18 protein-coding genes are annotated in these 26,103 nt (G+C 73.0%); 10 read left to right on the top strand and 8 right to left on the bottom strand.

What is annotated here, in order from left to right:
- The first annotated feature begins 15 nt into the window (after window positions 1–15).
- The 3 genes from DEJ50_RS04325 to DEJ50_RS04315 all read left to right on the top strand — a co-directional run bounded on the left by DEJ50_RS04325 (window position 16) and on the right by DEJ50_RS04315 (window position 5,633).
- Window positions 16–3,042, top strand: coding sequence for an alpha-mannosidase (locus DEJ50_RS04325; RefSeq protein ID WP_150206122.1), 3,027 nt, complete (start codon window positions 16–18; stop codon window positions 3,040–3,042).
- A gap of 95 nt (window positions 3,043–3,137) precedes the next feature.
- Entirely contained in the window at window positions 3,138–5,171 is a 2,034-nt protein-coding gene (locus DEJ50_RS04320; RefSeq protein WP_150206120.1) for an NADPH-dependent 2,4-dienoyl-CoA reductase, read from the top strand.
- Window positions 5,172–5,219: 48 nt separating this feature from the next.
- Window positions 5,220–5,633: a PaaI family thioesterase gene (locus DEJ50_RS04315; protein ID WP_150206118.1), complete on the top strand. Its 414-nt coding sequence runs from the start codon at window positions 5,220–5,222 to the stop codon at window positions 5,631–5,633.
- Window positions 5,634–5,649: 16 nt separating this feature from the next.
- Here the strand turns inward: DEJ50_RS04315 and DEJ50_RS04310 are convergent, their stop codons facing one another.
- The 4 genes from DEJ50_RS04310 to DEJ50_RS04295 form a co-directional block, all read right to left on the bottom strand.
- Complete coding sequence (locus DEJ50_RS04310) at window positions 5,650–6,843, bottom strand: cytochrome P450 (protein ID WP_150206116.1); 1,194 nt, start codon at window positions 6,841–6,843, stop codon at window positions 5,650–5,652.
- Window positions 6,833–7,549, bottom strand: coding sequence for a tRNA-dependent cyclodipeptide synthase (locus DEJ50_RS04305; protein ID WP_223837588.1), 717 nt, complete (start codon window positions 7,547–7,549; stop codon window positions 6,833–6,835). Before DEJ50_RS04305 ends, DEJ50_RS04310 begins: the two co-directional genes overlap by 11 nt.
- A gap of 216 nt (window positions 7,550–7,765) precedes the next feature.
- Complete coding sequence (locus tag DEJ50_RS04300) at window positions 7,766–8,587, bottom strand: hypothetical protein (RefSeq protein WP_150206112.1); 822 nt, start codon at window positions 8,585–8,587, stop codon at window positions 7,766–7,768.
- A gap of 96 nt (window positions 8,588–8,683) precedes the next feature.
- Complete coding sequence (locus tag DEJ50_RS04295) at window positions 8,684–10,045, bottom strand: FAD-dependent oxidoreductase (protein ID WP_150206110.1); 1,362 nt, start codon at window positions 10,043–10,045, stop codon at window positions 8,684–8,686.
- 289 nt (window positions 10,046–10,334) lie between these two features.
- Between DEJ50_RS04295 and DEJ50_RS04290 the strand changes: the two genes are divergently transcribed.
- On the top strand, window positions 10,335–12,107 hold the full coding sequence (locus DEJ50_RS04290) for a VanW family protein (RefSeq protein WP_150206108.1): 1,773 nt from the start codon (window positions 10,335–10,337) through the stop codon (window positions 12,105–12,107).
- 61 nt (window positions 12,108–12,168) lie between these two features.
- Here the strand turns inward: DEJ50_RS04290 and DEJ50_RS04285 are convergent, their stop codons facing one another.
- Window positions 12,169–13,428: a serine hydrolase domain-containing protein gene (locus DEJ50_RS04285; RefSeq protein WP_223837587.1), complete on the bottom strand. Its 1,260-nt coding sequence runs from the start codon at window positions 13,426–13,428 to the stop codon at window positions 12,169–12,171.
- 247 nt (window positions 13,429–13,675) lie between these two features.
- Here DEJ50_RS04285 and DEJ50_RS04280 point away from each other — a divergent pair, with 247 nt between their 5' ends.
- The gene (locus tag DEJ50_RS04280) at window positions 13,676–15,193 is read left to right on the top strand and encodes a cellulase family glycosylhydrolase (protein WP_150206105.1); all 1,518 of its coding nucleotides are present in this window, start codon (window positions 13,676–13,678) and stop codon (window positions 15,191–15,193) included.
- Between the two features lie 18 nt (window positions 15,194–15,211).
- Here DEJ50_RS04280 and DEJ50_RS35155 read toward each other — a convergent pair whose 3' ends face one another.
- Window positions 15,212–17,035, bottom strand: coding sequence for a hypothetical protein (locus DEJ50_RS35155; protein ID WP_150206103.1), 1,824 nt, complete (start codon window positions 17,033–17,035; stop codon window positions 15,212–15,214).
- 194 nt (window positions 17,036–17,229) lie between these two features.
- Here DEJ50_RS35155 and DEJ50_RS04270 point away from each other — a divergent pair, with 194 nt between their 5' ends.
- Window positions 17,230–17,997: an RICIN domain-containing protein gene (locus DEJ50_RS04270; RefSeq protein ID WP_150206102.1), complete on the top strand. Its 768-nt coding sequence runs from the start codon at window positions 17,230–17,232 to the stop codon at window positions 17,995–17,997.
- A 46-nt stretch (window positions 17,998–18,043) separates the two neighbouring features.
- Here DEJ50_RS04270 and DEJ50_RS04265 read toward each other — a convergent pair whose 3' ends face one another.
- Entirely contained in the window at window positions 18,044–19,501 is a 1,458-nt protein-coding gene (locus DEJ50_RS04265; protein WP_150206100.1) for a hypothetical protein, read from the bottom strand.
- Window positions 19,502–19,641: 140 nt separating this feature from the next.
- On the opposite strand from DEJ50_RS04265, the gene DEJ50_RS04260 reads away from it, so the two are divergent.
- The 3 genes from DEJ50_RS04260 to DEJ50_RS04245 all read left to right on the top strand — a co-directional run bounded on the left by DEJ50_RS04260 (window position 19,642) and on the right by DEJ50_RS04245 (window position 22,804).
- Window positions 19,642–20,088: an SRPBCC family protein gene (locus DEJ50_RS04260; protein ID WP_150206098.1), complete on the top strand. Its 447-nt coding sequence runs from the start codon at window positions 19,642–19,644 to the stop codon at window positions 20,086–20,088.
- A 65-nt stretch (window positions 20,089–20,153) separates the two neighbouring features.
- Window positions 20,154–21,614 carry an MFS transporter gene (locus DEJ50_RS34405; protein ID WP_223837586.1) on the top strand — a complete coding sequence of 487 codons (1,461 nt, stop codon included), beginning with the start codon at window positions 20,154–20,156 and terminating at the stop codon, window positions 21,612–21,614.
- Entirely contained in the window at window positions 21,611–22,804 is a 1,194-nt protein-coding gene (locus DEJ50_RS04245; RefSeq protein ID WP_150206096.1) for an anhydro-N-acetylmuramic acid kinase, read from the top strand. Before DEJ50_RS34405 ends, DEJ50_RS04245 begins: the two co-directional genes overlap by 4 nt.
- 19 nt (window positions 22,805–22,823) lie before the next feature.
- Here the strand turns inward: DEJ50_RS04245 and DEJ50_RS04240 are convergent, their stop codons facing one another.
- On the bottom strand, window positions 22,824–25,340 hold the full coding sequence (locus DEJ50_RS04240; RefSeq protein ID WP_150206094.1) for a SpoIIE family protein phosphatase: 2,517 nt from the start codon (window positions 25,338–25,340) through the stop codon (window positions 22,824–22,826).
- Window positions 25,341–25,535: 195 nt separating this feature from the next.
- Between DEJ50_RS04240 and DEJ50_RS04235 the strand changes: the two genes are divergently transcribed.
- A complete protein-coding gene (locus tag DEJ50_RS04235) occupies window positions 25,536–26,096 on the top strand; it encodes a hypothetical protein (protein ID WP_150206093.1) in 561 nt (186 codons plus the stop codon).
- The last annotated feature ends 7 nt before the right edge of the window (window positions 26,097–26,103 follow it).

Raw genomic sequence — 26,103 nt, 5'->3', positions numbered from 1 at the left:
CGGGGAGCAGCCGTCATGCACGATGACCACCGCATCACCGAACACCGTCTCCGCCGCGTCCTGGCGGAACGCATCAGGCCCGCCGTCCGCTCCCGCTCGGTCCCCCTGACCGTCGAGCGCTGGGACGCACCCGGCGAGCCGGTGTCCGTGTCCGAGGGGCTGGCCGCCCCCTACCGGCCCTGTGCGGCCGGCGAGGCGTGGGGCCCGGCCTGGGGCACCAGCTGGTTCCGGCTCACCGGCACCGTCCCGGCCGAATGGGCCGGCCGTACCGTCGAGGCCGTGCTCGACCTCGGCTTCGACCGGATGATGCCCGGCTTCCAGTGCGAGGGCCTGGTGCACCGTGCCGACGGCAGCGAGATCAAGGCCCTGAACCCGTACAACGACTGGGTACGGGTGGCCGACGCCGCCGAGGGCGGCGAGCGCATCGAGTGGTACCTGGAGGGCGCCGCCAACCCCGTCCTGGTCGACCACTCCGCCACCTCCGAAGGCGACCGGCTGACCAGCGGGGACCGGCCCCTCTACCGGCTCGCCCGGATGGACCTCACCGTCTTCGAGACCGAGGTCTGGGAACTGGTCCAGGACCTCGACGTCCTCTACGAGCTGATGATGCAGCTCAGCGGCGCCGACGCCCGCCGGTACGAGATCCTGCGCGCCCTGGACCGGGCCCTGGACGCCGTCGACCTGGACGACGTACCGGGCACGGCCGCAGCCGCCCGGGCCCGGCTGGCCGGAGTGCTGGCCACCCCGGCGGGGGCCTCCGCGCACCGGATCAGCGCGGTCGGCCACGCCCATATCGACTCGGCCTGGCTGTGGCCGCTGCGCGAGACCGTCCGCAAGGTGGCGCGGACCACCTCCAACATGGTGAACCTGATGGACGGACACCCCGAGTTCGTGTTCGCGATGTCCCAGGCGCAGCAGCTCGACTGGATGAAGCAGCACCGGCCCGAACTCTTCGAGCGGATCAAGAAGAAGATCGCCGACGGACAGTTCGTGCCGGTCGGCGGCATGTGGGTGGAGTCCGACACCAATATGGTGGGCAGTGAGGCGATGGTCCGTCAGTTCCTGTACGGCAAGAAGTTCTTCATGGAGGAGTTCGGCATCGAGCCGCGCGAGGTCTGGCTCCCCGACTCCTTCGGTTACACCGCCGCGCTGCCGCAGATCGTCAGACTGTCCGGCTCCGGCTGGTTCCTGACCCAGAAGATCTCCTGGTCCCAGGTGAACGCCTTCCCGCATCACACCTTCTGGTGGGAGGGCATCGACGGCACCCGGGTCTTCACCCACTTCCCGCCCGTCGACACCTACAACTCCGACCTCGGCGCCGGACAGCTGGCGCACGCCGCCAGCAACTACCGCGAGAAGGGCCGGGGTTCGCGCTCCCTGGTCCCCTTCGGCTGGGGTGACGGCGGGGGCGGCCCCACCCGCGAGCACCTGGCCCGCGCCCGGCGGCAGCGCAACCTGGAAGGCTCCCCGCGGGTGGAGATCGAGCGCCCGGACGCCTTCTTCGCGAAGGCCCATGCCGAGTACCCGGACGCCCCGGTCTGGGCCGGCGAACTGTACCTGGAACTGCACCGCGGCACGTACACCTCGCAGGCCAAGACCAAGCAGGGCAACCGGCGCAGTGAGTCCCTGCTGCGGGAGGCGGAGCTGTGGTCGGCCACGGCGGCCGTCCGGGTGCCCGGCTTCCGGTACCCGTACGAGGAACTGGAGCGGATCTGGAAGACGGTGCTGCTCCACCAGTTCCACGACATCCTGCCCGGGTCCTCCATCGCCTGGGTGCACCGCGAGGCCCGGGCGACCTATGCGCAGGTGCGGGCGGAGCTGGAGGAGCTCATCGCCGCCGCACAGACCGCCCTGGCCGGCGAGGGCGGCACCGAGCTGGTCTTCAACGGCGCCCCGCACCCGCGCCACGGCATCCCGGCCGGCGGGGCGGCGGTCCCGGATGCCGCGGGGGCGGTCACCCTGGCGGACCGGCCCGGCGGTGGCCACATCCTCGCCAACGGGCGCCTGCGGGTCGAGATCGACGCCCGCGGTCTGCTGGTCTCCGTCCGCGACCTCGCAGCGGGGCGGGAAGCCCTCGCCCCAGGGGCGGCGGCGAACCTGCTCCAGATCCACCCCGATGTCCCGAACATGTGGGACGCCTGGGACGTCGACGCCTTCTACCGCAACCGGGTCACCGACCTCACGGACCTGGACGCCCTGGAGGTCACCCCGGCCGCCGGCGCCGCCGGACCGGTCACGGTGACCGCCACCCGCTCCTTCGGTGCCTCCACCGTCCGGCAGACGATCGCCCTCCGGCCCGGGGCGCGGCGGGTGGACCTCACCACCGAAGTGGACTGGCACGAGACGGAGAAGTTCCTCAAGGCCGCCTTCCCGCTGGATGTGAAGGCTGAACGCACCTCCTCGGAAACCCAGTTCGGCCACGTCCACCGGCCCACCCACACCAACACCTCGTGGGAGGCGGCCAAGTTCGAGATCTGTGCCCACCGCTGGATCCAGGCGGAGGAGCCGGGCTGGGGGGCGGCCGTGGTCAACGACTCCACATACGGCCACGACGTGACCCGCGACATCCGCCCGGACGGCGGCCAGACCACCACCATCAGGCTCTCCCTGCTGCGCGCCCCCCGCTACCCGGACCCGGAAACCGACCAGGGCCGCCACACCCTCCGCTACTCCCTCGTCCCCGGCGCCACGATTGGCGACGCGGTCCGCGAGGGCCACTGGCTCAACCTGCCCGAGCGCACTCTGGCGGGCGCCGGACCGGTCGCCCCGCTGCTGACGGTGGACGACCCGGCGGTGGTGGCCGAGGCGGTGAAGCTGGCCGAGGACCGCAGCGGCGACGTGATCGTCCGCCTGTACGAGTCCCTGGGCGGCCGGGCCACCGCCGTCCTCGAGGCGAGCTTCCCGATCACGGCGGCGGTCGAGAGCGACCTGCTGGAACGCCCCCTCGCGGGCACGGCCGTCGCCGCCCCGGCACCGGACGGCACCATCGCCCTCACCCTCCGCCCGTTCCAGATCGTCACGCTCCGCCTGCGGCGCGGCTGACGTGAACTCCACCACAGGGTTATGCACCTAGTTGCATAATCGGGGGGCGCTCCCTTACAACAGGGGCATCACACCCGCGCGAGGAGGCGCCCCCCATGAGCCCGCAGAGCCCCCAGAGCCAGTACCCCCACCTGCTGAGCCCCCTGGACCTCGGTTTCACCGCCCTGCCGAACCGCGTGATCATGGGATCGATGCACACCGGCCTGGAGGAGCACCAGGGCGGCTTCGAGCGGCTTGCCGCCTTCTACGCCGAGCGGGCCCGCGGCGGTGCCGGCCTCATCGTCACCGGCGGTATCGCCCCCAACGACGCAGGCCGCCCCTTCGAGGGCGGCTCCCGCCTCACCACCGAGGAGGAGGCCGCCGAGCACCGGGTCATCACGGACGCCGTGCACGCCGAGGGCGGGAAGATCGCGATGCAGATCCTCCACTTCGGCCGGTACGCGTACCACAAAGACCTGGTCGCCCCCTCCGCCCTCCAGGCCCCCATCAGCCCCTTCGTGCCGAACGAGCTCAGCGACGACGAGGTCGAGCAGACCGTCGAGGACTTCGTGCGCGCCGCCCGCCTCGCCCGCCTCGCCGGCTACGACGGCGTCGAGATCATGGGCTCCGAGGGCTACCTGGTCAACGAGTTCATCGCCGCCGCCACCAACCGGCGCACCGACCGCTGGGGCGGCTCGTACGAGAACCGGGTGCGCTTCCCGCTGGAGATCGTCCGCCGGACCCGGGAGGCCGTCGGCGAGGACTTCATCCTGATCTACCGGCTCTCCATGCTGGACCTCGTCCCCGGCGGCTCCACCCTCGACGAGGTGGTCCACCTCGCCAAGGAGATCGAGGCGGCCGGCGCCACCATCATCAACACCGGCATCGGCTGGCACGAGGCCCGCATCCCCACCATCGCCACCTCCGTCCCGCGCGGCGCCTACACCTGGGTCACCAAGAGGCTGATGGGCGCGGTGAGCATCCCGCTTGTTACCAGCAACCGCCTCAACACCCCCGAGGTCGCCGAACAGGTGCTCGCCGAGGGCCGCGCCGACCTGGTCTCGCTGGCCCGCCCCTTCCTGGCGGACGCCGAGTTCGTCAACAAGGCGAAGGCCGGTGCCGCCGACACCATCAACACCTGCATCGGCTGCAACCAGGCCTGCCTGGACCACACCTTCAGCGGCAAGATCACCAGCTGCCTGGTCAACCCCCGGGCCTGCCACGAGACCGAGCTGGTCCTCCTGCCCACCCGGACCGCCAAGCGCGTCGCCGTCGTCGGAGCCGGCCCCGCCGGCCTGGCCTGCGCCGTCTCCGCCGCCGAACGCGGCCACACCGTCACCCTCTTCGAGGCCTCCGGCCACATCGGCGGCCAGCTCGACATCGCCCGCCGCATCCCCGGCAAGGAGGAGTTCGAGGAGACCATCCGCTACTTCGGTACGCAGCTCGCCGCGCACGGCATCGACGTCCGGCTGAACACCCGCGCCGACGTGGCCGCCCTCACCGGCTACGACGAGGTGGTCGTCGCCACCGGGGTCACCCCCCGCACCCCCGAGATCGAGGGCGTCGACGGACCGAACGTGGTCAGCTACCTCGACGTCCTGCGCGACGGTGCGCCCGTCGGCGAGCGCGTCGCCGTCCTCGGCGCCGGCGGCATCGGCTTCGACGTCGCCGAGTTCCTCACCGACAGCGGCGAGGGCGCCGCCCAGGACCCCGAGGTGTACTTCCGCCACTGGGGCGTGGACATGTCCTACGCAGCGCCGGGCGGCCTGACCGCCCCCAAGCGGCCGGCCACCCCGCGCACCGTCACCCTGCTCCAGCGCAAGACCACCAAGGTCGGCGCCGGGCTGGGCACCACCACCGGCTGGATCCACCGCGCCGAGATCAAGCACCGCGGGGTCACCACGGTGGCCGGTGCCACGTACGAGCGGATCGACGCGGACGGCCTGCACATCACCGTCGGCGGTGAACCGCACCTGGTGCCCGCCGACACCATCGTGCTGTGCACCGGCCAGGAACCGCGCCGTGGCCTGTACGAGGAGCTCCGCGCGGCCGGTATCGAAGCCCACCTGATCGGCGGTGCCGACGTGGCCGCCGAACTCGACGCGAAGCGGGCCATCAAGCAGGGCACCGAACTGGCCTCCTCGCTCTGACCCTTCCGGGGTGTTGTGGCGGTCCTCCCGGGCCGCCACAATCACCGGATGAGCCTCGCACCCGCTGAAGCCGACAAGATCCTCGCCGACAACTTCGCCCCCTGGGTGCTGGACCTCGGCCTGACCGTCCGGGAGACCGGTCCGCAGCACGCCGTACTCCGGCTGCCCTGGTCCGACCGGCTCGCCCGGGACGGCGGCGGGCTCTCCGGACAGGCCATGATGGCCGCCGCCGACACCGCCACCGTGATCGCGATCTCCGCGGCCCGCGGCGGCTACGGCCCGATGACCACCGTCCAGCAGTCCACCAGCTTCCAGCGCCCGGTGGTCGGCGTCGACCTCCTGATCGACGTACGGATCACCAAACTGGGCAAGCGGATGGCCTTCGCGGACGTCACCCTGACCCCGGAGGGGGCCGAGGAGCCGGCCGCGAAGGCCTCCACCGTCTACGCCCTGCTGGGCTGACGGATCGTCAGGCCATTCACCACATCACCGGGAGGCGCTCCGGGATCCGCTTCATGAAGCGGGTCCGCCACACCAGCTGATCGACGGGCACCGCGAGCTTCATCCCGGGCATCTTGTCGAGCAGCGTCTCGATGGCGATCTCGGCGTGCTTCTTGCCGAGCGCGGTGGCCGGGCAGTAGTGGCCGCCGCCCCCGAAGGAGAGGTGCGTGTGGTTGTTCGGGCGCTCCAGGTCGATCTCGTCCGGGTTCTCGAACGCCTCCGGGTCGAAGTTGGCGCCCTCGACCAGTACCAGCACCAGCTCGCCCTTCTTCACCAGCACGTCACCGAGCTGCAGGTCCTCCGTGGCCAGCCGCGGCAGGCCGTCGGCGATGGACAGGTTGATGCGCAGCAGCTCGTCCAGCGCGGCCGGGATCTTCGACCGGTCGGCCTTGAGCTCCTCCCACAGCTCGGGGTGCTGCAACAGCGAGAAGAGCGCCATGGTCAGGAAGCCCATGGTGGAGATCACGCCGGCGCCGAAGAAGGTCACACCGACCGTCGCCAGCATCTCGTCGGTCAGGTGCGCGTAGTCCGGGTCCTCGCGCAGGGCGGCGAGCTCGGCCATCAGCCCGTAGGTGGCGGGGTCGTCCAGCCGCTCCACCATGTAGGCCATGTCCCGGTCCCAGTTGAGCTTGGCGCCGGTGACCGGGCAGGCGGAGTTCATGAAGGCGATGTCCAGGCTGGCGGCCAGCCTCTGGGCGTCCTCGAACGGGATGCCCAGGATCCGGCAGTGCATCGCCTCCGAGTACGGGCTGGTGAACGCGGCCCGCAGGTCCACCGGAGCACCGGTGGCGAGGATCCTGTCGACCAGCTCGGCGGCGTTCGCACGGATGTAGTCCGCCAGGCCCTCGGCCTTGGGGTTGATCGCCTTCAGCACCGCCTTGCGCAGGCCCGCTCCGGTGATGTTGCCCATGTTGTTGACGACTTCGGGCGGGATCGTCAGTGCGTACTGCCGGGGCACGCCCGGCGCCGAGGTCTCCTTGAGGCTGAACCTCGGGTCCTCCAGAACCTGCTTGCACAGCTGATAGGAGGACACGAGCCAGGCTTCGTCGCCGGCTATCGTCCGGACCTTCTTCACCGGCTCGGCGCGCAACGCCTCGATCTCCGCGGGCAGACGGTCACCGCGCGAATCGAAGGGGAAGTCGATCAGCTCGGGCAGCGTCTCAACGGACATCGGGTGCTCCTTCGGCGGGCGTGATGACGGCGTGGCCCTGGTTGCGGGAGGCGCGCAGCCCCGCGCCTCGGGAGTACAGCAGCTCGGCCATCGGCAGGAGCTGGTGGTAGCAGTTGAGCGAGGACGGGACCCCGAAGATGGCCGGGGTGTCCAGGAAGAGCGGGGCCTCGGCGCAGATGTACTTCAGGCAGACCTCGCGCTGCCGTTGGGTACTGGGCGCCCCGTCCGACTTGGTGGACAGGAAGTAGGTCGCGAGCCCCTCGCAGACCTCGCGGAACTCCGGGTCGGAGTCGAGGAGTTTGAGGATCCGGGCATGGATCTCCCGGTACGCCGCGTTCTCGGTGAACTCGGACAGCGTCCTGGCCCGGATCCGGCCGTCGCCCGGATCGAGGGCGGCTGCGGCGTTGTTGACCTTGGCGCGGACGCCGCGCAGGTTCTTGACCGTCTTGCGCTGGGCGTCGATCGGGTCGTACCCGAAGGCCTCGTACATCTCGGCCACATGGAGGTCGGTGTAGAGGATGTCGACCTCACGGAAGTTCTCGGCCCCCCAACGGCCGAGGTCCAGTACGCGCTGGGCCGAAAAGTAGCTGTTCCCGGGGGAGATGCCGATCAGAGCGTGATCGCCCTGATCGTGGATGACCTGGCAGTGAAGGGTGTAGGGCTGGACTCTGAAGAGTTCCGTTGCCGTGGCTGTCGCTGTGGTCAACGTCGTCAACTGGAGAATGTCCTCCGCGTCGCGAGTCCCGATGGAGCCTCGTGCTCCTGGTGTGGCGACGACGCCGTGAAGTTAACGACCGGATACGGAGCGTGTCAACGCCATCTCGTGAGAAGAGAATTGGCTGCTGTGACCATGTTTCCGGGGTGGGCTCCGTGATAGGCGGAATCCTGACCGGCGGGTAGTGATTTGCTTATGCATATATTGCTACGGTGTGCCGGCCGGGCCGAGCCAGACGATGCCCAGCGCCACGATCAGGCAGACCAGGGAGCCGAGGGCGGTGAGCAGGGCGGTCCGCAGCCGGGCACCGATGGAGCCCACCGCCTGGTTCCGCTTCGCCTGGTACCAGGCGAGCAGCTTCTCGTCCGTCCCGACGTCGTCGCCCTTGCCGACGCGCAGCCAGCCGAACGCGGCCCGGTACCCGGCAGCGATGGAGAGGGCGGCCAGCAGGGTGCCGGCGGCGAAGACCAGGAAGACGGCCACCCGGGCCCCGGTGCTCAGATGCGCCACCGCGTCCTTGCCGGCCACCGTGCCGGCGATGGCGAACAGCCCGTACAGGGCGGCGAGCCCCGGCAGCCACTTCTCGGCCACCGCACGGGCCGAGGACAGCTCGACCGCGGCGGCTGCGGACAGCTCCGCGGCAGCCCGCCCGACCAGCGGATCGACCTGCGCGGACAGCCGCCAGCCGGCCCCGGGCCCGGCCCCGTCGCCCCAGGGCTCGACCGCCGCCAGCCACCAGCGCCCGCAGCCGGTCGTGGCGGCCGAAGGCCGGGCCGGATGTTCCACCGGGCAGGCGCAGCGGAACTGGCGGGTGGTGCGCCGCTCCGGCGGAAGCGCCTCGGCCGTGGATTCCGCTTCGATCGGAGCCTGCGGCGACACCGTCTGTGCGGTGTGGTGTCCGCAGGCCGGGCAGGGGCCCTCGGTGGCGTAACCGCCCTGTCCCGTGGACTGGACAATCCAGGCATCGAGCTGATCCTGCCGGGCGGCCACCGGGGTGTCGCCCTGGTAGGCGATCGCCTGGGAGCTCATGCTCCGGATTGTCCGCCGCGGCCCGGGGGCGCGCAAAAGGGCCCGCCCCCGGCCGCGCAGTGCGGTGGGGGCGGGCCCTGGGCGCGAGGCGGGGTGTCAGGCGCCGCTCGCCTTGAGCATCTCCTCGCGCTCGACGATCTTCACGCGCTCGCGGCCCTGGGGCTCGCCGAGGGCCTTCTCGGCCGCGTCCAGCCGGTACCAGCCGTCCCAGGTGGTGTGGCGGACGCCGCGCTCGGCGAGGAAGGCGTCCACGGCCTCCGGTTCCGGAGCGGCCGGGGCCGGCAGGCGGCCGTTGGCGTGGTCGTCGAGCAGGTTGGCCACCGTCTCGTTCGCGTCGCCCTTGGTGTGGCCGATCAGGCCGATCGGACCGCGCCGGATCCAGCCCGTGACATACGTGGACGCAAGGTGCCGGCCGGCTTCGACCACCCGGCCGCCCTCGTCCGGGACCGTGCCGGACTCGACGTCCCACGGCAGCTTGGGCAGTTCCTCGGACAGGTAGCCCACCGCCCGGTACACCGCCTGGACGTCCCAGTCCTGGAACTCGCCGGTGCCGGTGACGTTCCCGCTGCCGTCCAGCTGCGTGCGCTCGGTGCGCAGCCCGGTCACCCGGCCGTCCTCGCCGAGGATCTCGGCCGGGGACTCGAAGAAGTGCAGGAAGAGCTTGTGGGGCCGCTCGCCGATGTCCCGGATCGCCCAGTTCTCCAGGGTCTTGGCGACCATGTCCGCCTGCTTGTTGGAGCGGCGGGTCTCGATCGATCCGGCGTCGTAGTCGATGTCCTCGGGGTTGACGATGACCTCGATGGTGGGGGAGTGGTCCAGCTCGCGCAGCTCCATCGGGCTGAACTTGGCCTGGGCCGGGCCGCGGCGGCCGAAGACGTGGATCTCCTTGGCCCGGTTGGCCTGCAGGCCTTCGTAGACGTTCGGCGGGATCTCGGTCGGCAGCAGCTCGTCCGCGGTCTTCGCGAGGATGCGGGCCACGTCGAGGGCGACGTTTCCGACGCCGAGGACGGCGACCTTCTCCGCCTCGAGGGGCCAGGTGCGCGGGACGTCCGGGTGGCCGTCGTACCAGGACACGAAGTCGGCCGCGCCGTACGAACCGTCGAGCCCGGCGCCGGGGATGTCCAGGGCGCGGTCGGCGCTGGCGCCGGTCGAGAAGATCACCGCGTCGTAGAACGCGTGGAGCTCGTCGAGGCTGATGTCGTTCGGGTAGTCGACGTTGCCGAAGAGCCGCACCTGGGGCTTGTCGAGGACCTGGTGCAGGGCGGTGATGATGCCCTTGATCCGCGGGTGGTCGGGGGCGACGCCGTACCGGATCAGCCCGAAGGGCGCGGGCATCCTCTCGAAGAGGTCTATGGACACGCCGGGGTCGGCGGCAGCCTCGGACTTCAGGAGCGCATCGGCGGCGTAGATGCCGGCGGGGCCGGCTCCGACGATGGCTACCCGGAGGGGGCGGGGCATGACAGGGTTCCCTTCGAGCGACGGCGTGGGCGAATGATCACCTTAAACTTAGGCGAGCCTAACTCGGTACCCGGTCCGTTGTTATGACCCCATAAGTTGGACTTATGGGACACCCAAGCCCTTGTGATGCCTCCCGGGCGCCTCTCCTGCCGTCTGCCGTGACGACCATTACATTTATGGTCCATTTCGCCCAATTTGGTGAATCATTATGGGCGAACTGGTGCATACCTGACCGCTCGGTCGGCCCGCGCCATCCGACCGGCCGGCGCCCCAGGGAGAGACAGGACACATGGCACGCATACGCATCCACGGGCGCCGGGCGGTCCTGCCGGTCGCCGGCGGCACCCTTGCCGTGGGCCTGGGCGGTCTCTACCTCACCGGGCTGCTGCTCACCGGCGGACAGGTCGCCGAAGGCACCACGGTCCGCGGGATCGACATCGGCGGCATGAGCCCGGCCAAGGCGCAGGCGGAACTCGACCGCCGGCTCGGACCCGCCTTCGCGGCACCCATCGCCCTGAAGATCGGCGACCGTACCGAGAAGGCCGATGCCGCAGCCCTCGGCCTCACCCTGGACACCGCCGCCACCGTCAAGAACGCCGGCAGCGGGGGATCCGGCCCGGTGGCCGTGCTCGGCCGCCTCTTCACCTCCTCCGAGCGCGCGGTCGAGCCGGTGGTCCGGATGGACGAGAACAAGGCCCGTACCGCGCTCGACGGCATCGGCGCCGCCACCGAGCAGAAGGTCCGCGACGGGCAGGTGTCCTTCGAGAAGGGCCGCGCCAAGGCCGTGGAGCCGGTCACCGGCGTCCGCCTGGCCGAGAACCGGGACCAGGCCCTGGCCGACCTCCGCGCGGCCTATCTCCGGGCCGACGCCGCGCCCGTGGTGCTGCCGGTGCAGCAGACCCAGCCGAAGATCGGCGCAGCGGAGACCGCGCGCGCCATGAAGGAGTTCGCCGAGCCGGCGATGTCCGGCCCGGTCACGCTCACCCTGGCCGGCCGGCGCATCCCGATCACCCCCGCCGTGCTCGACGGCCACCTGGAGATGAAGGCCGAGGGCAACCGCCTCGTTCCGGTCCTGGACGCCAAGGGCCTGCTCGCCGACCCCGCCGTCGCCCGCCCGCTGGCCCAGGCCGTTCCGAGCGCCCGGGACGCACGGCTCGGGGTCGACACCGCCGGCCGGGTCCAGGTGGTCTCCGAGGCCCGGACGGGTGCCCAGGTCACCGCCAAGGCCCTCGGCGACGCCGTCCGGCCGCTGCTGACCGGCACCGGGGCGGGCCGCACCGGAGCGGTCGCCACCGAGGCCGTCCGGCCCCGGATCACCGGGGAGTCCGCAGCGCAGCTCGGCATCCGGGAGCAGCTCTCCTCCTTCACCGTCAACTTCCCCGCGGCCCCCTACCGCATCACCAACATCGGCCGCGCCGCGGAGCTCATCGACGGCTCGGTCGTCCTCCCCGGGGAGCAGTGGAGCTTCAACCGCACGGTGGGCGAACGCACGAAGGAGAGCGGCTTCGTCGACGGCATCATGATCAACGACGGGCAGTACACCAAGTCCCCCGGCGGCGGGGTCTCGGCCGTGGCCACCACCATGTTCAACGCGATGTTCTTCGCAGGTGTGAAGCCCATCGAGTTCGGTGCCCACTCCTTCTACATCGAGCGCTACCCCGAAGGCCGGGAGGCCACCGTCGCCTGGGGCACCCTCGATCTGCGCTGGCTGAACGATTCCGGCCACGCCATCTACGTCCAGGCCGAGTCCGACGACACCTCGGTGACGATCCGTCTGTTCGGCACGAAGAAGTACGAGATCGAGGCGACCCAGGGGCCGCGTACCCAGATCAAGGAGCCCGGCAAGCGCACCGGCACCCTGCCGAAGTGCGAGGTCCAGACCCCGCTGGAGGGCTTCGACGTCACCGTCGGCCGGATCTTCCGCCAGGACGGCCGCGAGGTGAAGCGCGAGAACTTCACCACCCACTACACCCCGCGCGACGAGGTCACCTGCACCCCGGCCGACGCACCGGCGCCGGCCCCGGCGTCTCCGGCGGCCCCGAAGGGCACGCCGGCGGCGTAGGCCGTCGTACGCCGCGGCGCGGTCACCCCCGGAGCAGGGGTGACCGCGCCGCCGTCATGTGTCAGCCGCGCTCCGGCAGGTCCGCCTCCGCCGGGGCCACCGAGAACCCGCGCGCCTTGGCGGAGCCGGCCACGGCCGGCTTCTTGCCGCAGAACGCCGCCTCCAGCGTTCCGCCGAGTGCCGTGTTGGCCACGCCCCGGTTCGAGGTGTTCGCCAGTGCGGACAGGCTGCGCCGGCCGTCCCGGGTGGTGAAGGCGTACGTGTAGAAGCCCTGCACGGTCCCGGTGTGGCCGTACACCGAGGTGCCGCACGACAGGTCGTAGCGGCGCAGACCCAGCCCGTAGAAACGGGTGTTGGTGGTGTCCGTCGGGGTCATCGTGGTCATGGCCTCCAGCATCCGCGGCGACAGCAGCCGGCCCCGGAGCAGCGCGGACATGAAGGTGTTCAGATCGGCCGGGTTGGAGATCATCGCCCCGGCGGACTGCGCCCAGGACGCGGTCTGCTCGGTGGAGTCCACCAGCGGCGCACCGGCCTCGTCCGGGTGCAGGTAGCCGCGTACGTGCAGCCCCTTGATGCGCGTCTCGGGGTGTACGTACGAGGTGTTCCGCAGCCCGAGCCTCTTGATGATGCGGCGCTCGTACTCCTTGGCCACCGGGCGCCCGGTCAGTTTCTCGATGAGCATCCCGACCACCACGAAGTTGGTGTTCGAGTACTTGTACGCGGCCCCGGGCTCGGTGGTCCGCGGCTCGCGCAGCGAGAGGTCCACCAGCTCCTGATGGCTGAACACCCGGTTCCGTACCGCTTCGAACCCGGGCACGGTGTGCTCGAACATCGCCTCGGTGTAGTCCGCCAGCCCGCTGCGGTGGCTCAGCAGATGGCGCACCGTGATCCGGTCGTCGGGCAGCAGCCCGGGCAGGTACCGGTTGACCGGGGCGTCGAGCTCCAGCTTGCCCTCGTCCACCAGCTGGAGCAGCACCACGGAGGAGAAGGTCTTGGTGACGCTGCCGATCCGGAAGCGGGCCTTGGTGTCCATGGCGGCGCCCGAGGTGCGGTCCCGGACGCCCTCCGTACGCGACTCCACCCAGCCGGGGCCGGTGAGCCGGGCCATCGCGCCCGGTGCGCCCTGGGCCATCGCGTCGCGCAACGCCCGGTCCACACCCTCGAGATCGGGCGCGGGCGACGGCACCGCGGCGGGGGAGGTGGCGGGTGCTGCGGGTGCCGCGGGCGCGGCGTGGGCCGTGGCGGCCGGTGCGAGACCGGCCACCAGGGCGGTGAGCAGGGTGGCGCTGACGGCCAGGTGCCGTTGCGGCGACAGGGGCACGTTTCTTCCTCGACTCATTCGGTATTCGGTGTTCGGCGTTCCATGGCGTGCGGGCCGGGCGGCTGTGCGCCACGGCCCTCACGGATCATGATGCGCGGCGGGCCCGGCGGGTTCCCCGCCGCGAGCGGATTGACCGGTTCGGCGTCAACCGGGCGACGTCCGCAGTCTTGTGGCGGACCGTCGGACGCTGCTATTCCATTCCTGTCGTTAGGAAAGTTTCCTTACGATCGCATGACCGCATGACCGCATGACCGCATGCACACACGATCACCCACGGGATGGAGACATCGTGATACCCCCACGCCTCCGGCTGCCGGCCGTTGCCGTCGCCGGAACCCTCCTCGGCACCCTGATCGTCGGCCTGGCCGAGACCTCCCCCACCGCCTCCGCCGCAGTCCCGGCCGCAGGCCCTGCCGCGGCCACCGTCCACGAGGCCGAGACCGCCACCGTCTCCCGAGGCCTGGTGGAGTCCAACCACACCGGCTACACCGGCAGCGGCTTCGTCAACTACGACAACACCAGCGGCAGTTACGTCGAGTGGACCGTCAACGCCGCCGCCGCGGGCAGTGCCGTGCTCACCCTGCGCCACGCCAACGGCAGTACCGCCAACCGGCCGATGACCCTCACGGTCAACGGCAGCACCGTCGCGGCGAACAAGGCGTTCCACAGCACCGGCTCCTGGACCACCTGGGCCACCACCGGCCTCACCGCCTCGCTCAAGGCGGGACCCAACACCATCCGGGCCACCGCCACCAGCGCGGCCGGCGGCCCCAACGTCGACCACCTCGCCGTCGACTCCGCCACCACCCCGCCCCAGCCGGGCGCCACCCCGGTCGCCGTCAACGGCCAACTTGCCGTCTGCGGCACCAAGCTCTGCAACCGGTACGGCAAACCGGTCCAGCTGCGCGGTATGAGCAGCCACGGCACCCAGTGGTACGCCCAGTGCCTGACCGGCGGATCGCTCGACGCCCTCGCCAAGGACTGGAACGCCGACGTCCTGCGCGTCTCCACCTATGTGCAGGAGGGCGGTTACGAGACCGACCCGCAGAAATACACCGACCTCGCCCACTCCCTGATCGAAGCGGCCACCGCCCGCGGCATGTACGTCATCGTGGACTGGCACATGCTCGACCCCGGGGACCCCCATTACAACCTGGCCCGCGCCAAGACCTTCTTCACCGCGATCGCCAACCGCCACAAGGACAAGAACAACATCTTCTACGAGGTGGCCAACGAGCCCAGCGGGGTGGGCTGGTCCACCGTCAAGAGCTACGCCGAAAAGATCATCCCGGTGATCCGCGGCATCGACTCCAACGCCCCCGTCCTGGTCGGCACCCGCGCCTGGTCCTCCCTCGGAGTGTCCGAAGGGGCCAACGAGAACGAGGTCGTCAACAACCCGGTGAACGCCGCCAACATCCTCTACACCTTCCACTTCTACGCCGCCTCGCACGGCGACGAGTACCTGGCCGCGCTGACCCGCGCAGCCGACCGGATCCCCGTGTTCGTCACCGAGTTCGGCACCCAGAACTACGCCGGTGAAGGGGCGAACGACTTCACCATGACGCAGAAGTACCTCGACCTGATGGCCGCCAAGAAGATCAGCTGGGTCAACTGGAACTTCTCCGACGACCACCGCTCCGGGGCCGTCTTCAAGACCGGCACCTGCAACGCAGGCGGCCCCTGGACCGGCACCGCCCCGCTGAAGCCGGCCGGCGTCTGGATCCGCGACCGGATCCGCACCGCCGACAACTTCCCCACCGGCTGACCGGTCCGGCGGAGGCGGTCACTGCACGGGCGGCGCGGGGAGCCGCCCCGCCACCAGCGACAGCCCCCGCCGCAGCCGACGGAAGTAGGTGGCCCGGCTCAAGTGCAGCCGCCGGGCCACCTGGTGGTGGGTCCGGGCCCGCCCCAGGTAGTAGGCCTGGAGGATGGCCCCCGCCTCGGCATCCGCCCCGTCCTCCGCGTCCACCAGCTCCAGGACCGTACTCCGCAGCCACCCGCGCAGCCCCTCCGGCGAGCCGAACCCGGGGCAGGCCGCCAGCAGCGGGCTCTCCGCCAGCGCCGCCGCATCGCCCACCCTGGCCAGCGCCCACGCCACCAGCGCGGCCGGATCGAGCTCCCCGAACGGCCCGCCGGACGCCCCGGGAGCCAGCACCCGCAGCCACCCCGGCAGATCGGCCGCGCCGAAGCCGTGGCTGTAGACCTCCGGCCGGCGCCCGCACCGGTAGACGTCGTCGCGGATCCCGCCGTGCGGCCGGAAGCTGAGCGCCCGCAGCAGTGCCTGGTACTCCGGGCTGGCCGTGGACACCACCAGATGGCCGGCCTGCACCGCCTGCACCAGGATGTGCCGCAGGATCTGCGCGTGCACCACCGGATCCGTGCCGTACGCCGCGCCGAGGAACAGCCCGCCCGGCCCGCCCCCGTCCACCAGGCCGGCCGCGTGCTGCTGCAGCAGCGGCTCGATCGCGCCCTCCGTACCCGCGGCCACGGGCACCAGCGCGGCCAGCCCCACCGGCCTGCCCTCGCGGTCCCGCGCCAGCCGGAACGTGCCCGGACCGTCCGCCAGCCAGCGCTCGGTGAACCGCGCCGAGCGCCGTACGTCGAATCCGCTGCGCACCGCCCACCCGTGCATCAGCCGGCCGATGTCATCGGCCTCCGACGGCCGCGCCGGGCCGATCCGGGCCTCCGGTTCCGCGGGCGGGAACAGGGTGCCGCGCAGCAGCGGCTCACCGCTCAGGAACAGCCCCTCCTCCACCAGCCCGGCCCGCTCCTCGGGCCCCGCCGTGCACGCCGCCAGCAGCTCCCGGCGGTAGTCGGCGGCCCGCAGACGCACCTGCGCGTGCGCCTGCGGGCGCCGCCACTGGTAGGCCAGTTCGAACAGGCTGCGGTACGGCTCCCGGATTGCCAGCCCCAGCCGGTCGTGCCGGATCAGGCTCAGCCCGGCCAGCGCGGAGAACAGCCCGGGCCCGCCCGGCAGCAGATGCTCGTCACCGGCCCGTACGGTCGCCAGCAGGCGCAGCGCATGCCGCCAGTGCCGCCCCGGCCGCTCCCGCGCCAGCCGGTCCAGCACCTCGTCCGCCATCCGGTCGGCGACCGCGCCCGGCACCTCCGGACCGATCCCGGCGTGCAGCGCCCGGCAGGCCAGTTCCGCCAGCAGCGGCACCCCGCCGGCCAGCCGCAGCACCAGCTCCAGAGCCTGCGCATCGGTGACCCCGGCAGCCCGGGCCTGTGCCTCGACCGCCGCCGGGAGCCGGGGGCCGACCGCCACGGTGGCCGGGGCGAGTTCGGTCCAGCCCGCAGCCGCCCGCAGCGGCAGCCGGCTGACCAGCAGCACCGGGCGGCGTACCGGAACCTCCTGCAGTGCCGCGGCCAGGGCGGCCCGCCGGTCCGGCCCGTCCACCCCGTCGACCAGCAGCAGGCCTGCCGGCAGCGCGGCCTGGGCCGCCAGCGCCGCCGGGCTCCCGGCGGCGGCCGGGTCCACGACGGCGGACACGGGCAGCTGCCGGGCCAGCCGGCTCTTCCCCAGCCCCAGCGCGCCGGTCAGGTTGACCAGGCCGGGAAGGGCGAGGGCGGCCCGCAGCCGGGCGAGATCATCGGTGCACTCCACGGACCCGGGACGATACCCAGCGCGATCAGTTCCCGTCACGGCCGGAACAGGCCGTTCGGCGGCCGGAGTTGATACCCCGGTGAGACTCCGAGGGCGGGTTCCGTGGCTAGGGTCGGACACACCGCGGGCCCGGCGGTTCCACCCTCCCGTTCCACTCCACCTGTGCACCTGTGCACCCGTGTATCCGTGCATCCGTGAAAGGACCTCTTGTGAAGCTGGCCCGATGGCTGCCGACGGCAGCCGCGACCCTCCTCGCCGCCGCGACCCTCTTCGCCGGCCAGGCCGCCGCCGCCCCCGTTCCCGCCGCCGCTCCCACGGCGGTCACCGCCCCGGCCGCGGCCACCGCCGAGCCCTCCGCCGCCAAGTACTTCGTCGGCCACGGCTACGGCCCCCTCAACATCGCCACCCGGGCCTCCTGGGACAGCGCCTACGCCCAGGCCGTCAACGAGGGCTACCAGACCTCCCGGTGCGCCCGCTCCGCCGGCCCGCACGCGATGCCCATCGGTGGAAACGGCTACTACCAGGTGGCCGTGGAGATCTACTGCGTCCCGGCGCCGCCCGCCGGCTCCGGCCAGATCGTCGGCGTGCACTCCGGCAAGTGTCTGGACGTCAAGGGCGCCGGCCGGACCGACGGCACCCCCATCCAGATCTACGACTGCAACGGCACCGACGCACAAGCCTGGAAGCTCGAGAGCGACGGCACCGTCCGCGCCCTCGGCCGGTGCATGGACGTCCAGTACGGCAAGACCGAGAACGGCTCGCACATCGGCCTGAACTCCTGCCACCAGGGCCTGAACCAGAAGTGGGAACAGCTCCCGGGCGGCCTGCTGCGCAGCGTCCACTCCGGAAAGTGCCTGGACGCCCTCGGCTGGGCCACCGGCAACGGTGCCCGCGTCGGCATCTGGGACTGCACCCCCACCCACACCAACCAGCAGTGGCGGGGTGCGGCGCTGGGCACCTGATCCCTACGCCACTGCGCCCGGCCCGCCCCCGCTCGGCCCGCTGCCGTCACGCTCCGGCCAGCAGGTCCCGCAGGCGGCGGGCCGCGCGTACCGACTGTGCGGAACCGGGGCGCTGCGCCAGAGCGGTGACCTCGGCGATCGGGCCGCGGGCCGCGCACCGCTGCGCGCAGTCCGCGGCCAGCTCCAGCAGGGCCGGGTGGGCCCGGCGCAGGGTGCCGGTCCGCAGCGCCGCCAGCAGTGGCTCCAGGGCCGCGGCCAGCACCGGCCACACGGCCACGGCCCCGGCCGCGACGACCCCGCCCGGGGTACCGGGCGGGGCGCCGGGCGGGCCGGCCGCCGCGGCCAGCGAAGCGGTCACCACCGGCAGCCCGGCGGTGCCCAGCAGCACCAGTGCGGCGATCTCCCGACCCAGCAGCTCCCCGTCCAGCCGGCCGCCCGCCGCCAGGTCCAGCAGCGCCCGTACCGCCGCCTCCCGGTCGGCGGCATGGGCCGAAGCCAGGCCGTAGGCCAGCGCCAGATGGACGGCCGGCCCGGGCGGGCCCGCGGCTCCCGCCAGGGCGGGCAGGAACTCCGGCCCGTCCGCGCCGCCCTGGTCGGTGCCGGCCGCGACCTCGGTCAGCAGCCGGGCCGCAACGATCTCCGGATGCCAGGGCAGCGCCGCCGCCGCGTGCCGCTCCCGGTGGTCGAGCAGCAGGTGGTTGCAGCCGATCAGCGGTTCGAACGGGCGGAACAGCGGCCAGAAGGTCCGGGGGAACTCACCACGGCCGTCGAGCGCCCCGGTGCCCACCAGCACCCGCCGCCCCACCCGGGCCCCGCGCCGCCGGCTCGGCGGCTCCGGTGCCCCGGGCTCCTGCTCCCGGGACCACCCGGGCTGCGGCAGCCCGCCCGCCCGCAGCCACGCGGCCACCCGCGGCCCCTCGGGCAGGGTCAACTCCTCCGCCGCACGCACCACTTCGGGATCGGCCGGACCGCCGCCGCAGCGCAGCAGCGCCTGCCCCAGGTCGGCGGGCCCCGGCCGGGCCCCCGCCTGCTCGTACTCGGTCAGGCGCATCACCAGCTCGTACGCGTCCAGGGCCCCGCTCTCCCGGCCGGCCGTGGCCAGCAGCATCGGCGGCACGTCCCCGTGCCGCAGCCGCACCGCCAGCTCTCCGGTCCGGGTGCCCAGGACCAGCTCCACCGCCTCGTGCTGACAGGTCTCCAGCCACCGCCCGCGGCCGTCCCCCGCGGCCGGACCCGGCAGGACCGGGCCGACGGGGCCGGCGGCACTGCGCATCACGTCCAGCAGCCGCCGCCCCGCGTTCGACCGGGGCCGGAAGTGGTCGTACCGCTCGAGGACCGGCTGCAGCGCCGCGCCGAGCCCCGCCCGGTCCCGGCCGCACCAGCGGACCAGCGCCTCCAGCATCCCCTCGTACGCCACCACGCTGCCGCTGCCGGTGCTCCCGAGCAGCTCCGCGGCCTCCTCCGCGACCGCCCCGAGCGAATCCAGGGCCCCCACCCCGTCCATCCGTACCGTCCCCGTGTTCCCGAACTCTCCGCCGCCCCGGCCGGGGCGGCGCGCGAGACTAGCAGAGCCTGCCGGGCCCGGGCGCCCGGGTCTGGCATCCTGCACCCGGGCAGGCACGGCCCCGGCAGCGAGGAGCGGGCATGGCAGGGCAGTTCGAGGCGACCGTCGAGATCGACCGGCCCATCGGGGAGGTGTTCGCCTACCTGGCCGACGGCCGCAACGACCCCGAGTTCAGCCCCCGCGTGCAGCGGATCGAGAAGACCCCGGCCGGCCCGACGGCCGTCGGCACCGTCTTCCGGAGCACCGTGAAGGACGCCGGCATGACGACCCGCCGCGAGTTCCGCATCACCGCCCTGGAGGCGCCCGGGCTGATCCGCTGGGCCGAGGTGTCCAAGAACCTGGTGACGGCCACCGAGGGCGGGTACGACCTGGAGCCGCTGCCCGGGGACCGGACCCGGGTCCGGATCCACAACCTGCTCGAAGGCCACGGGATCGGCAAGCTCCTGGTCGGCCTGGCACTCGTCGCCGCCCGCCGGGACGCCCCCGCGTTCGGCGCCCGGATCAAGGCGGCCGTCGAAACCTCGTGACCCGGCCCGCGCTCCGGGCGACGCCGCCGGGTTTCGGACCGCCGGGTTCCGGGCCGGCGTCTCCCGTGCCGCCGCGGCGGGCGCTGATCGCCGGATCGGTCGGCAACTTCGTCGAGTGGTACGAGTTCGGGGTCTACGGCTACTTCGCCACCGTCATCGCCGACCTGTTCTTCACCCCGCCCGGCGGGGGCCGGGCCGAGGCACTGGCCGGAACGTACGCCGCCTTCGCCGTGGCCTTCTTCTTCCGGCCGGTCGGCGCCGTGCTCTTCGGCCGCCTGGGCGACCGGGCCGGGCGGCGGCCCGTCCTGCTGCTCGTCGTGGGCCTCATGACCGTCTCCACCACCCTGATCGGCCTGCTGCCCACCCACGCCACGGCCGGGGCGGCGGCGCCCTGGCTGCTGACCGCGCTGCGCGCCCTCCAAGGGCTTTCCGCGGGCGGGGAGTTCGGCGGCGCCGTCAGCGTGATGACCGAGTGCGCACCCCCGGGACAGCGGGGCCGGTACGGCGCCTGGCAGTCCTTCACCGTCGCCCTCGGCCTGCTCGCGGGCGCGGCCGTGGCCGCCGGCACGGCCACCGTCCTCAGCGAGGCCGACCTGTACGCCTGGGGGTGGCGGGTCCCGTTCCTGCTGACCCTGCCCCTCGGCGTCGCCGCCCTCCGCCTCCGCCTGAGCCTCCCGGAAACCCCCGCGTACCGCCGCAGGGCGGCGGGGGTCGTGGCACGGCGGGCTGCCGAGGCCATGGCACCGCCGGCCGCCGCACCCGCCGCCTCGGCACCGCAGGCCGCTGAGGCCTCGGCACCCAGGGCGGCTGGGTGTGTGGCAGGGCGGGGTGTCGAGGCCCTGGCACCCGCCGGCCCGACACCAGGGGCTGCCGAGGCCATGGCACCGCCGGCCGCCGCACCCGCCGCCTCGGCACCGCAGGCTGCCGAGGCCATGGCCGTGGTGCGGACCCTGCTCCTCGGGATCGGGCGGATCATGGGCTGGTCGGCGGCCGGGTACACCTTCCTCGTGGTGCTGCCCTCCTACCTCCAGGTCACCCTCCACGCCTCCTTCCGGCAGGCCCTGATCGCCACTGTGCTCGCCAACCTGGGCTTCGCCGCCGCGATCCTGCCCGCCGGCGTGCTCAGCGACCGGATCGGCCGCCGGGCGGTCATGCTCTGCGGTGCCGGCCTCGTCGTGCTGCTCGCGCTGCCGCTGCTGCACCTGCTCCGGAACCCGGCCGCCGGCACCCCCGCCAAGGCCGCCGCCCTGCTGGCGGCCGGCGCGGTCATCGGCCTGCTGGCCGGCCCCGGCCCGGCCATGCTCGCCGAAATGTTCCCCACCGCCGTCCGCTGTACCGGCCTGGCCACCGCGTACGCCCTCTCCAACGCCGTGTTCGCCGGCTGCGCCGGCCTCCTCGTCACCGAACTCGTCCGCCGCACCGGCAACCCGGACGTGCCCGCCCTCTACGCGGCCGGCGCCTGCGCCCTGGGCATCCCCGCCCTGCTCACCCTGCGTCCCGACGACCACCGGAGGCCCCTGCCATGAGAGTCGTCGGCCTGATGTCCGGAACCTCCTGCGATGCGATCGACGCCGCCGCGGCCGACCTGACCGTGGTGGGCCGCACCCTGTACCTCACCCCGCTCGGCATGGTCGGCGAACCGTACGAGGCCGAGCTGACGGCCGCCCTGGCCGCGGCCCTCCCGCCGGCCGCCACCACCCTCGCGGAGGTGTGCCGCCTGGACACCCGGATCGGCCAGGCCTTCGCCCGGGTGGCCCTGCGCGCCGACCGTGAACTGTGCGGCGGCCGGGCCGGGCTGTTCGCCTCGCACGGCCAGACCGTCTACCACTGGGCCGACGGCGGCCGGGTCCACGGCACCCTGCAGATCGGCGAACCCGCCTGGATCGCCGAGGCCACCGGCCGGCCCGTGGTCGCCGGCTTCCGGCCCCGGGACATCACCGCCGGCGGCCAGGGCGCACCCCTGGTGAGCCTGATCGACCGGATGTGGCTGCGCGGCCGGCCCGGCGTCCCGGCCGCACTCAACATCGGCGGCATCGCCAACCTCACCGTGCTGCCCCCGGCCGGCGAACCGGTGGCCTTCGACACCGGACCGGGCAACGCCCTCCTCGACGCCGCCGTACGGGAGCTCACCGGCGGGCGGCTCGACCACGACGCAGACGGCGCCCTGGCCGCCGCCGGCACCGTCCACGAACCCCTGCTGGCCCGCCTCCTCGCCGAGCCGTACTACGCGCTGCCCGCCCCCAAGACCACCGGCCGGGAACTCTTCCACCATCGCCACCTCCACACCGCCCTGGCCCCCTTCACTCCCCTCCCGGCACCCGATCTGCTCGCCACCCTGACCCGGCTCACGGCCCGCACGGTCGCGGACGCACTGCGCCCGCTGGGCGCCACCGAGGTCATCGCCTCCGGCGGCGGCACCCGCAATCCCGTCCTGATGGACATGCTCCGCACGGAACTCGGACCCGCCACCGCGCTGCGCACCTCGGATGCGCTGGGTCTGCCCGCCGCCGCGAAGGAGGCCTACGCCTTCGCCGTACTGGGCTTCCTCACCCTGCACGGGCTGCCAGGCAGCGCACCCGGCTGTACCGGTGCCGCCGGGCCGCGCATCCTCGGCTCGATCACTCCCGGCCGCGAGGCCCTGCGACTGCCCGGCCCCCCGCCGGCCGGCCCGCCGGACACCCTCGTGGTGGGCCCCGCCCCCGCCCCCGCATCCTGACGGCAGCGGGGCCACCGGCTCAGTCGGGGGTGTTCCAGAGCTCCTCGAAGCCCGGCAGGCCCGGCGGGGCAGCGGTGTTCCCCGCCGGCTCCGCTCCCGTACCCGGGAAGGACTGCTCGGCCCAGATGGTCTTGCCCCGGTCGTGGTACCGGGTGCCCCACAACTGGGTGAGCTGGGCGACCATGAACAGGCCCCGCCCGCCCTCGTCCGTCTCCAGTGCGCGCCGTACGTGCGGGGAGGTGCTGCTGCCGTCCGAGACCTCGCAGATCAGCTCCTGATCGCGGATCATCCGCAGACGGACCGGCGGAGTCCCGTACCGGACGGCATTGGTGACCAGCTCGCTCACCACCAGCTCCGTGCTGAACTCCAGCTCCTCAAGCCCCCAGGCGGCCAGCTGCCGGGTGGCGAGGCCACGCGCCCGGGCCACCTCCTCCGGTGCGCACTCCAGGTCCCAGGTGGCGTGACGGTCCGGGGCCAGCCCGTGGACGCGCACCATCAGCAGGGCCGCATCGTCGTGCTGACGGGCCGGCAACAGCCCGGTCATCAGGTGGTCGCAGCCGGCCTCCAGCCCGGCCGGGCCGGTCCGCAGCCCGGACAGCGCCGCGAACAGCCGTTCCCGGCCGGTCTCGCTGCTCTGGTCCTGCGCCCGCACCAGCCCCTCGGTGTACAGCACCAGCAGATCCCCGTCGGCCAGCACCACCTCACCGCTCTCGAAGGGCAGCGCGGCCCGTCCGAGGGCCGGCCCCTCCGGCAGGGCGAGGAGTTCCACCGTCCCGTCGGGTGACAACCGGGCGGGCGGCGGATGGCCGGCCCGGGCCAGGCCGCAGTGCCGGGTGACCGGATCGAAGACCGCGTACAGGCAGGTCGTGCCGGCCGCCCCGGCGCCGGTGAGCCCCTGGCCGTGTTCGTCGTGGAACCGGTTGACCTGGTCGTCCAGCCGGCTCAGCAGCTCCTCGGGCGCCAGGTCGAGATCCGCGAGCGTCCGTACGGCGGTGCGCAGCCGGCCCATGGTCACCGCCGAGTGCAAGCCGTGCCCGACCACGTCCCCCACCACCAGCGCCACCCGGGCCCCGGACAGCGGGATCACGTCGTACCAGGCGCCCCCCAGCACGGCATGGCCGCTGGCGGGCGCATAGCGCGCCGCGGCCTCCACCGCGCCGAGCACCGGCAACTGCTGGGGCAGCAGGCTGCGCTGGAGGGCCAGGGCGGTGGTGCGCTCGCGGGTGTACCGGCTCGCGTTGTCGATGCAGACGGCGGCCCGTGCCACGAACTCCTCGGCCAGCATGACGTCGTCGGGCTCGAACGGGTGCGAGCTCCCAGTGCGGACGAACACGGCCGTGCCGAGCGCCGCCCCGCGCGCGAACATGGGCACCAGCAGCCAGGAGTGCACCCCGAACTCCGCCACCAGGGCGGCCCGGCCGGGGTCGGCCGCGGCGAACTCCTCGACCAGCTCGGCCCCGGTCATCAGCCGTGGCTCACCTCCCGCCAGCGCGATCCGGGAGGGGGATCCGGGAGCCGAGGCGAGCACATCGGTCTCGCCCATGGGGACCATCGCCTCGCTCCGGGCCGCCACCGCGACCGAACTCGCCGCCCGGCGCAGCACGACGGACTCGGCCGCCGGGCCGGCGGTGGGCTCCTCGCCGCCGAACACCGGGTCGAGCAGATTGACGTACGCATGGTCGGTGAACTGCGGAACCGCCACGTCCACCAGTTCCTGCGCGGTCCGCAGCACGTTCAGGGTGGTCCCGATGCGGGTACTCGCGTCGTTGACCAGCGCCAGCCGGTCCTGCGCCCGGACCCGGTCGGTGGCGTCGACCACCGCGTGGGCCAGCGCGATCATCTCCCCGGAGGGGCTGCGCAGCGGCAGGATCGACTCCGACCAGACGAGCTCGCGCCCCGGATCGCCGGGGCTGCGCCCCCGTACCTCGGAGGCGATCAGGGCTTCGCCGGTCTCCAGGACGTGCCGCTGGCGCGCCTCGAAGGCCGCCAGGTCCAGCAGGCCGGGCGGGGCCACCTCCGCCATGGTGCGGCCGGCGAAAGGGACGTCCCCGAAGGTGCCGGTGCGGCGCTGTGCCTCGTTCTGGGCCAGGAACCGCAGCTGGGTGTCGAAGACGTCGATCACCATCGGGGATTCCGTGAACAGCCCTCTGAGCAGGGCATAGCCGAGCTCCCGGCGGCGGCTGCCGGCGGCGTCCATGGCCTGGACCAGCCACAGCCGGTCACCGCCGGTGGTGAGCAGGGGCCGCACCTGCAGGGTGACCTCGACGGGCTCGCCGCTGCGGTGCCGCAGTACGGCGTGCCCCAGCTCGACCACCGCGTCCGCACTGCACCGCCCCACCAGCCGGCCGGCGTCCGACCGCGTGTACAGCAGATCGGCCGCCCGCCGCCCCTCGACCTCCTCGGCCGCGCGGCCGAGCAGGATCTCCGCCCCCGGACTGAGTCCGATGACCACACCGTGCACGTCCAGCAGCGCGTAGCTCTCGTCGCCGGGCTCGGCGAAGGCTCCGGAAGGGTCCAGGAACAGGGGGTCGTGCATCACTCCGTCCTACTTCTGCGCCTGCTTCTGCGCCTACTTCTGCGTCCGAGGCGGCCACGGCACGCCAAATCCCGGCCGCGCCGGGCCCCGCTGCAATTGTCCCTTCGAACCACCCCCACCGCAGCCCGAGCGCCCGCCGCACGGCTATGCTTCGCCAACCCGGCGGTCCCGCAGCCCGGGAACCCGGGGGGTGCCATGAGCCGGCCGCTGCTCTTCCTCGACGTCGACGGACCCCTGAATCCGTATGCGGCGAAGGCCCAGAGGCGCCCCGAGGGCTACACCACGCTCCGCGTCCCACGGGAGAGCGGGGCGGCAGGGGAGTCCTGGGGCCTGCACGACCCGGCGCAGCCGTTGCGGGTGTGGCTCAACCCCGGGCACGGGCGGGCGCTGCTGGCACTCGGTTTCGAGATCTGCTGGGCCACGGCCTGGATGGGCCGTGCGAACACCTGGATCGGGCCCGTACTCGGGCTGCCCGAGCTGCCGTTCGTCGACTTCGGCGAGGCCCTGTTCAACGAGCGCCCCGACGGCGTCCACTGGAAGTCCGATCCGCTGCTGGAGTACGCCGACGGCCGGCCGTTCGCCTGGGTGGACGACGAGCAGGGCGACGCGGATCACGCCCATGTGGCCGCCCGCCACGCGGCGCCCGCTCTGCTCCACCACGTCAATCCGCGGATCGGCCTGCGGGACGAGGACTTCACCGCCCTCGCGGCCTTCGGTGCCGCCGTGCGGCAGCGGCACGGGCCCGCGTCCGGGTGACGCGGGC

The sequence above is a fragment of the Streptomyces venezuelae genome, from assembly GCF_008642295.1.
GTDB lineage: Bacteria > Actinomycetota > Actinomycetes > Streptomycetales > Streptomycetaceae > Streptomyces > Streptomyces venezuelae_C.
The sequence above is the reverse complement of the archived record's forward strand: the minus strand, read 5'-3'. Positions and strand labels throughout refer to the sequence as shown.

Coding starts and splice junctions, on each gene's coding strand:
- DEJ50_RS04260 (WP_150206098.1), top strand. CDS start 19,642: ATGGCAGGGCAGTTCGAGGCGACCGTCGAGATCGACCGGCCCATCGGG.
- DEJ50_RS04245 (WP_150206096.1), top strand. CDS start 21,611: ATGAGAGTCGTCGGCCTGATGTCCGGAACCTCCTGCGATGCGATCGAC.
- DEJ50_RS04300 (WP_150206112.1), bottom strand. CDS start 8,587: ATGAGCTCCCAGGCGATCGCCTACCAGGGCGACACCCCGGTGGCCGCC.
- DEJ50_RS04310 (WP_150206116.1), bottom strand. CDS start 6,843: ATGTCCGTTGAGACGCTGCCCGAGCTGATCGACTTCCCCTTCGATTCG.
- DEJ50_RS04325 (WP_150206122.1), top strand. CDS start 16: ATGCACGATGACCACCGCATCACCGAACACCGTCTCCGCCGCGTCCTG.
- DEJ50_RS04240 (WP_150206094.1), bottom strand. CDS start 25,340: ATGCACGACCCCCTGTTCCTGGACCCTTCCGGAGCCTTCGCCGAGCCC.
- DEJ50_RS04235 (WP_150206093.1), top strand. CDS start 25,536: ATGAGCCGGCCGCTGCTCTTCCTCGACGTCGACGGACCCCTGAATCCG.
- DEJ50_RS04315 (WP_150206118.1), top strand. CDS start 5,220: ATGAGCCTCGCACCCGCTGAAGCCGACAAGATCCTCGCCGACAACTTC.
- DEJ50_RS04320 (WP_150206120.1), top strand. CDS start 3,138: ATGAGCCCGCAGAGCCCCCAGAGCCAGTACCCCCACCTGCTGAGCCCC.
- DEJ50_RS04280 (WP_150206105.1), top strand. CDS start 13,676: ATGACCGCATGCACACACGATCACCCACGGGATGGAGACATCGTGATA.
- DEJ50_RS04290 (WP_150206108.1), top strand. CDS start 10,335: ATGGCACGCATACGCATCCACGGGCGCCGGGCGGTCCTGCCGGTCGCC.
- DEJ50_RS04295 (WP_150206110.1), bottom strand. CDS start 10,045: ATGCCCCGCCCCCTCCGGGTAGCCATCGTCGGAGCCGGCCCCGCCGGC.
- DEJ50_RS04265 (WP_150206100.1), bottom strand. CDS start 19,501: ATGGACGGGGTGGGGGCCCTGGATTCGCTCGGGGCGGTCGCGGAGGAG.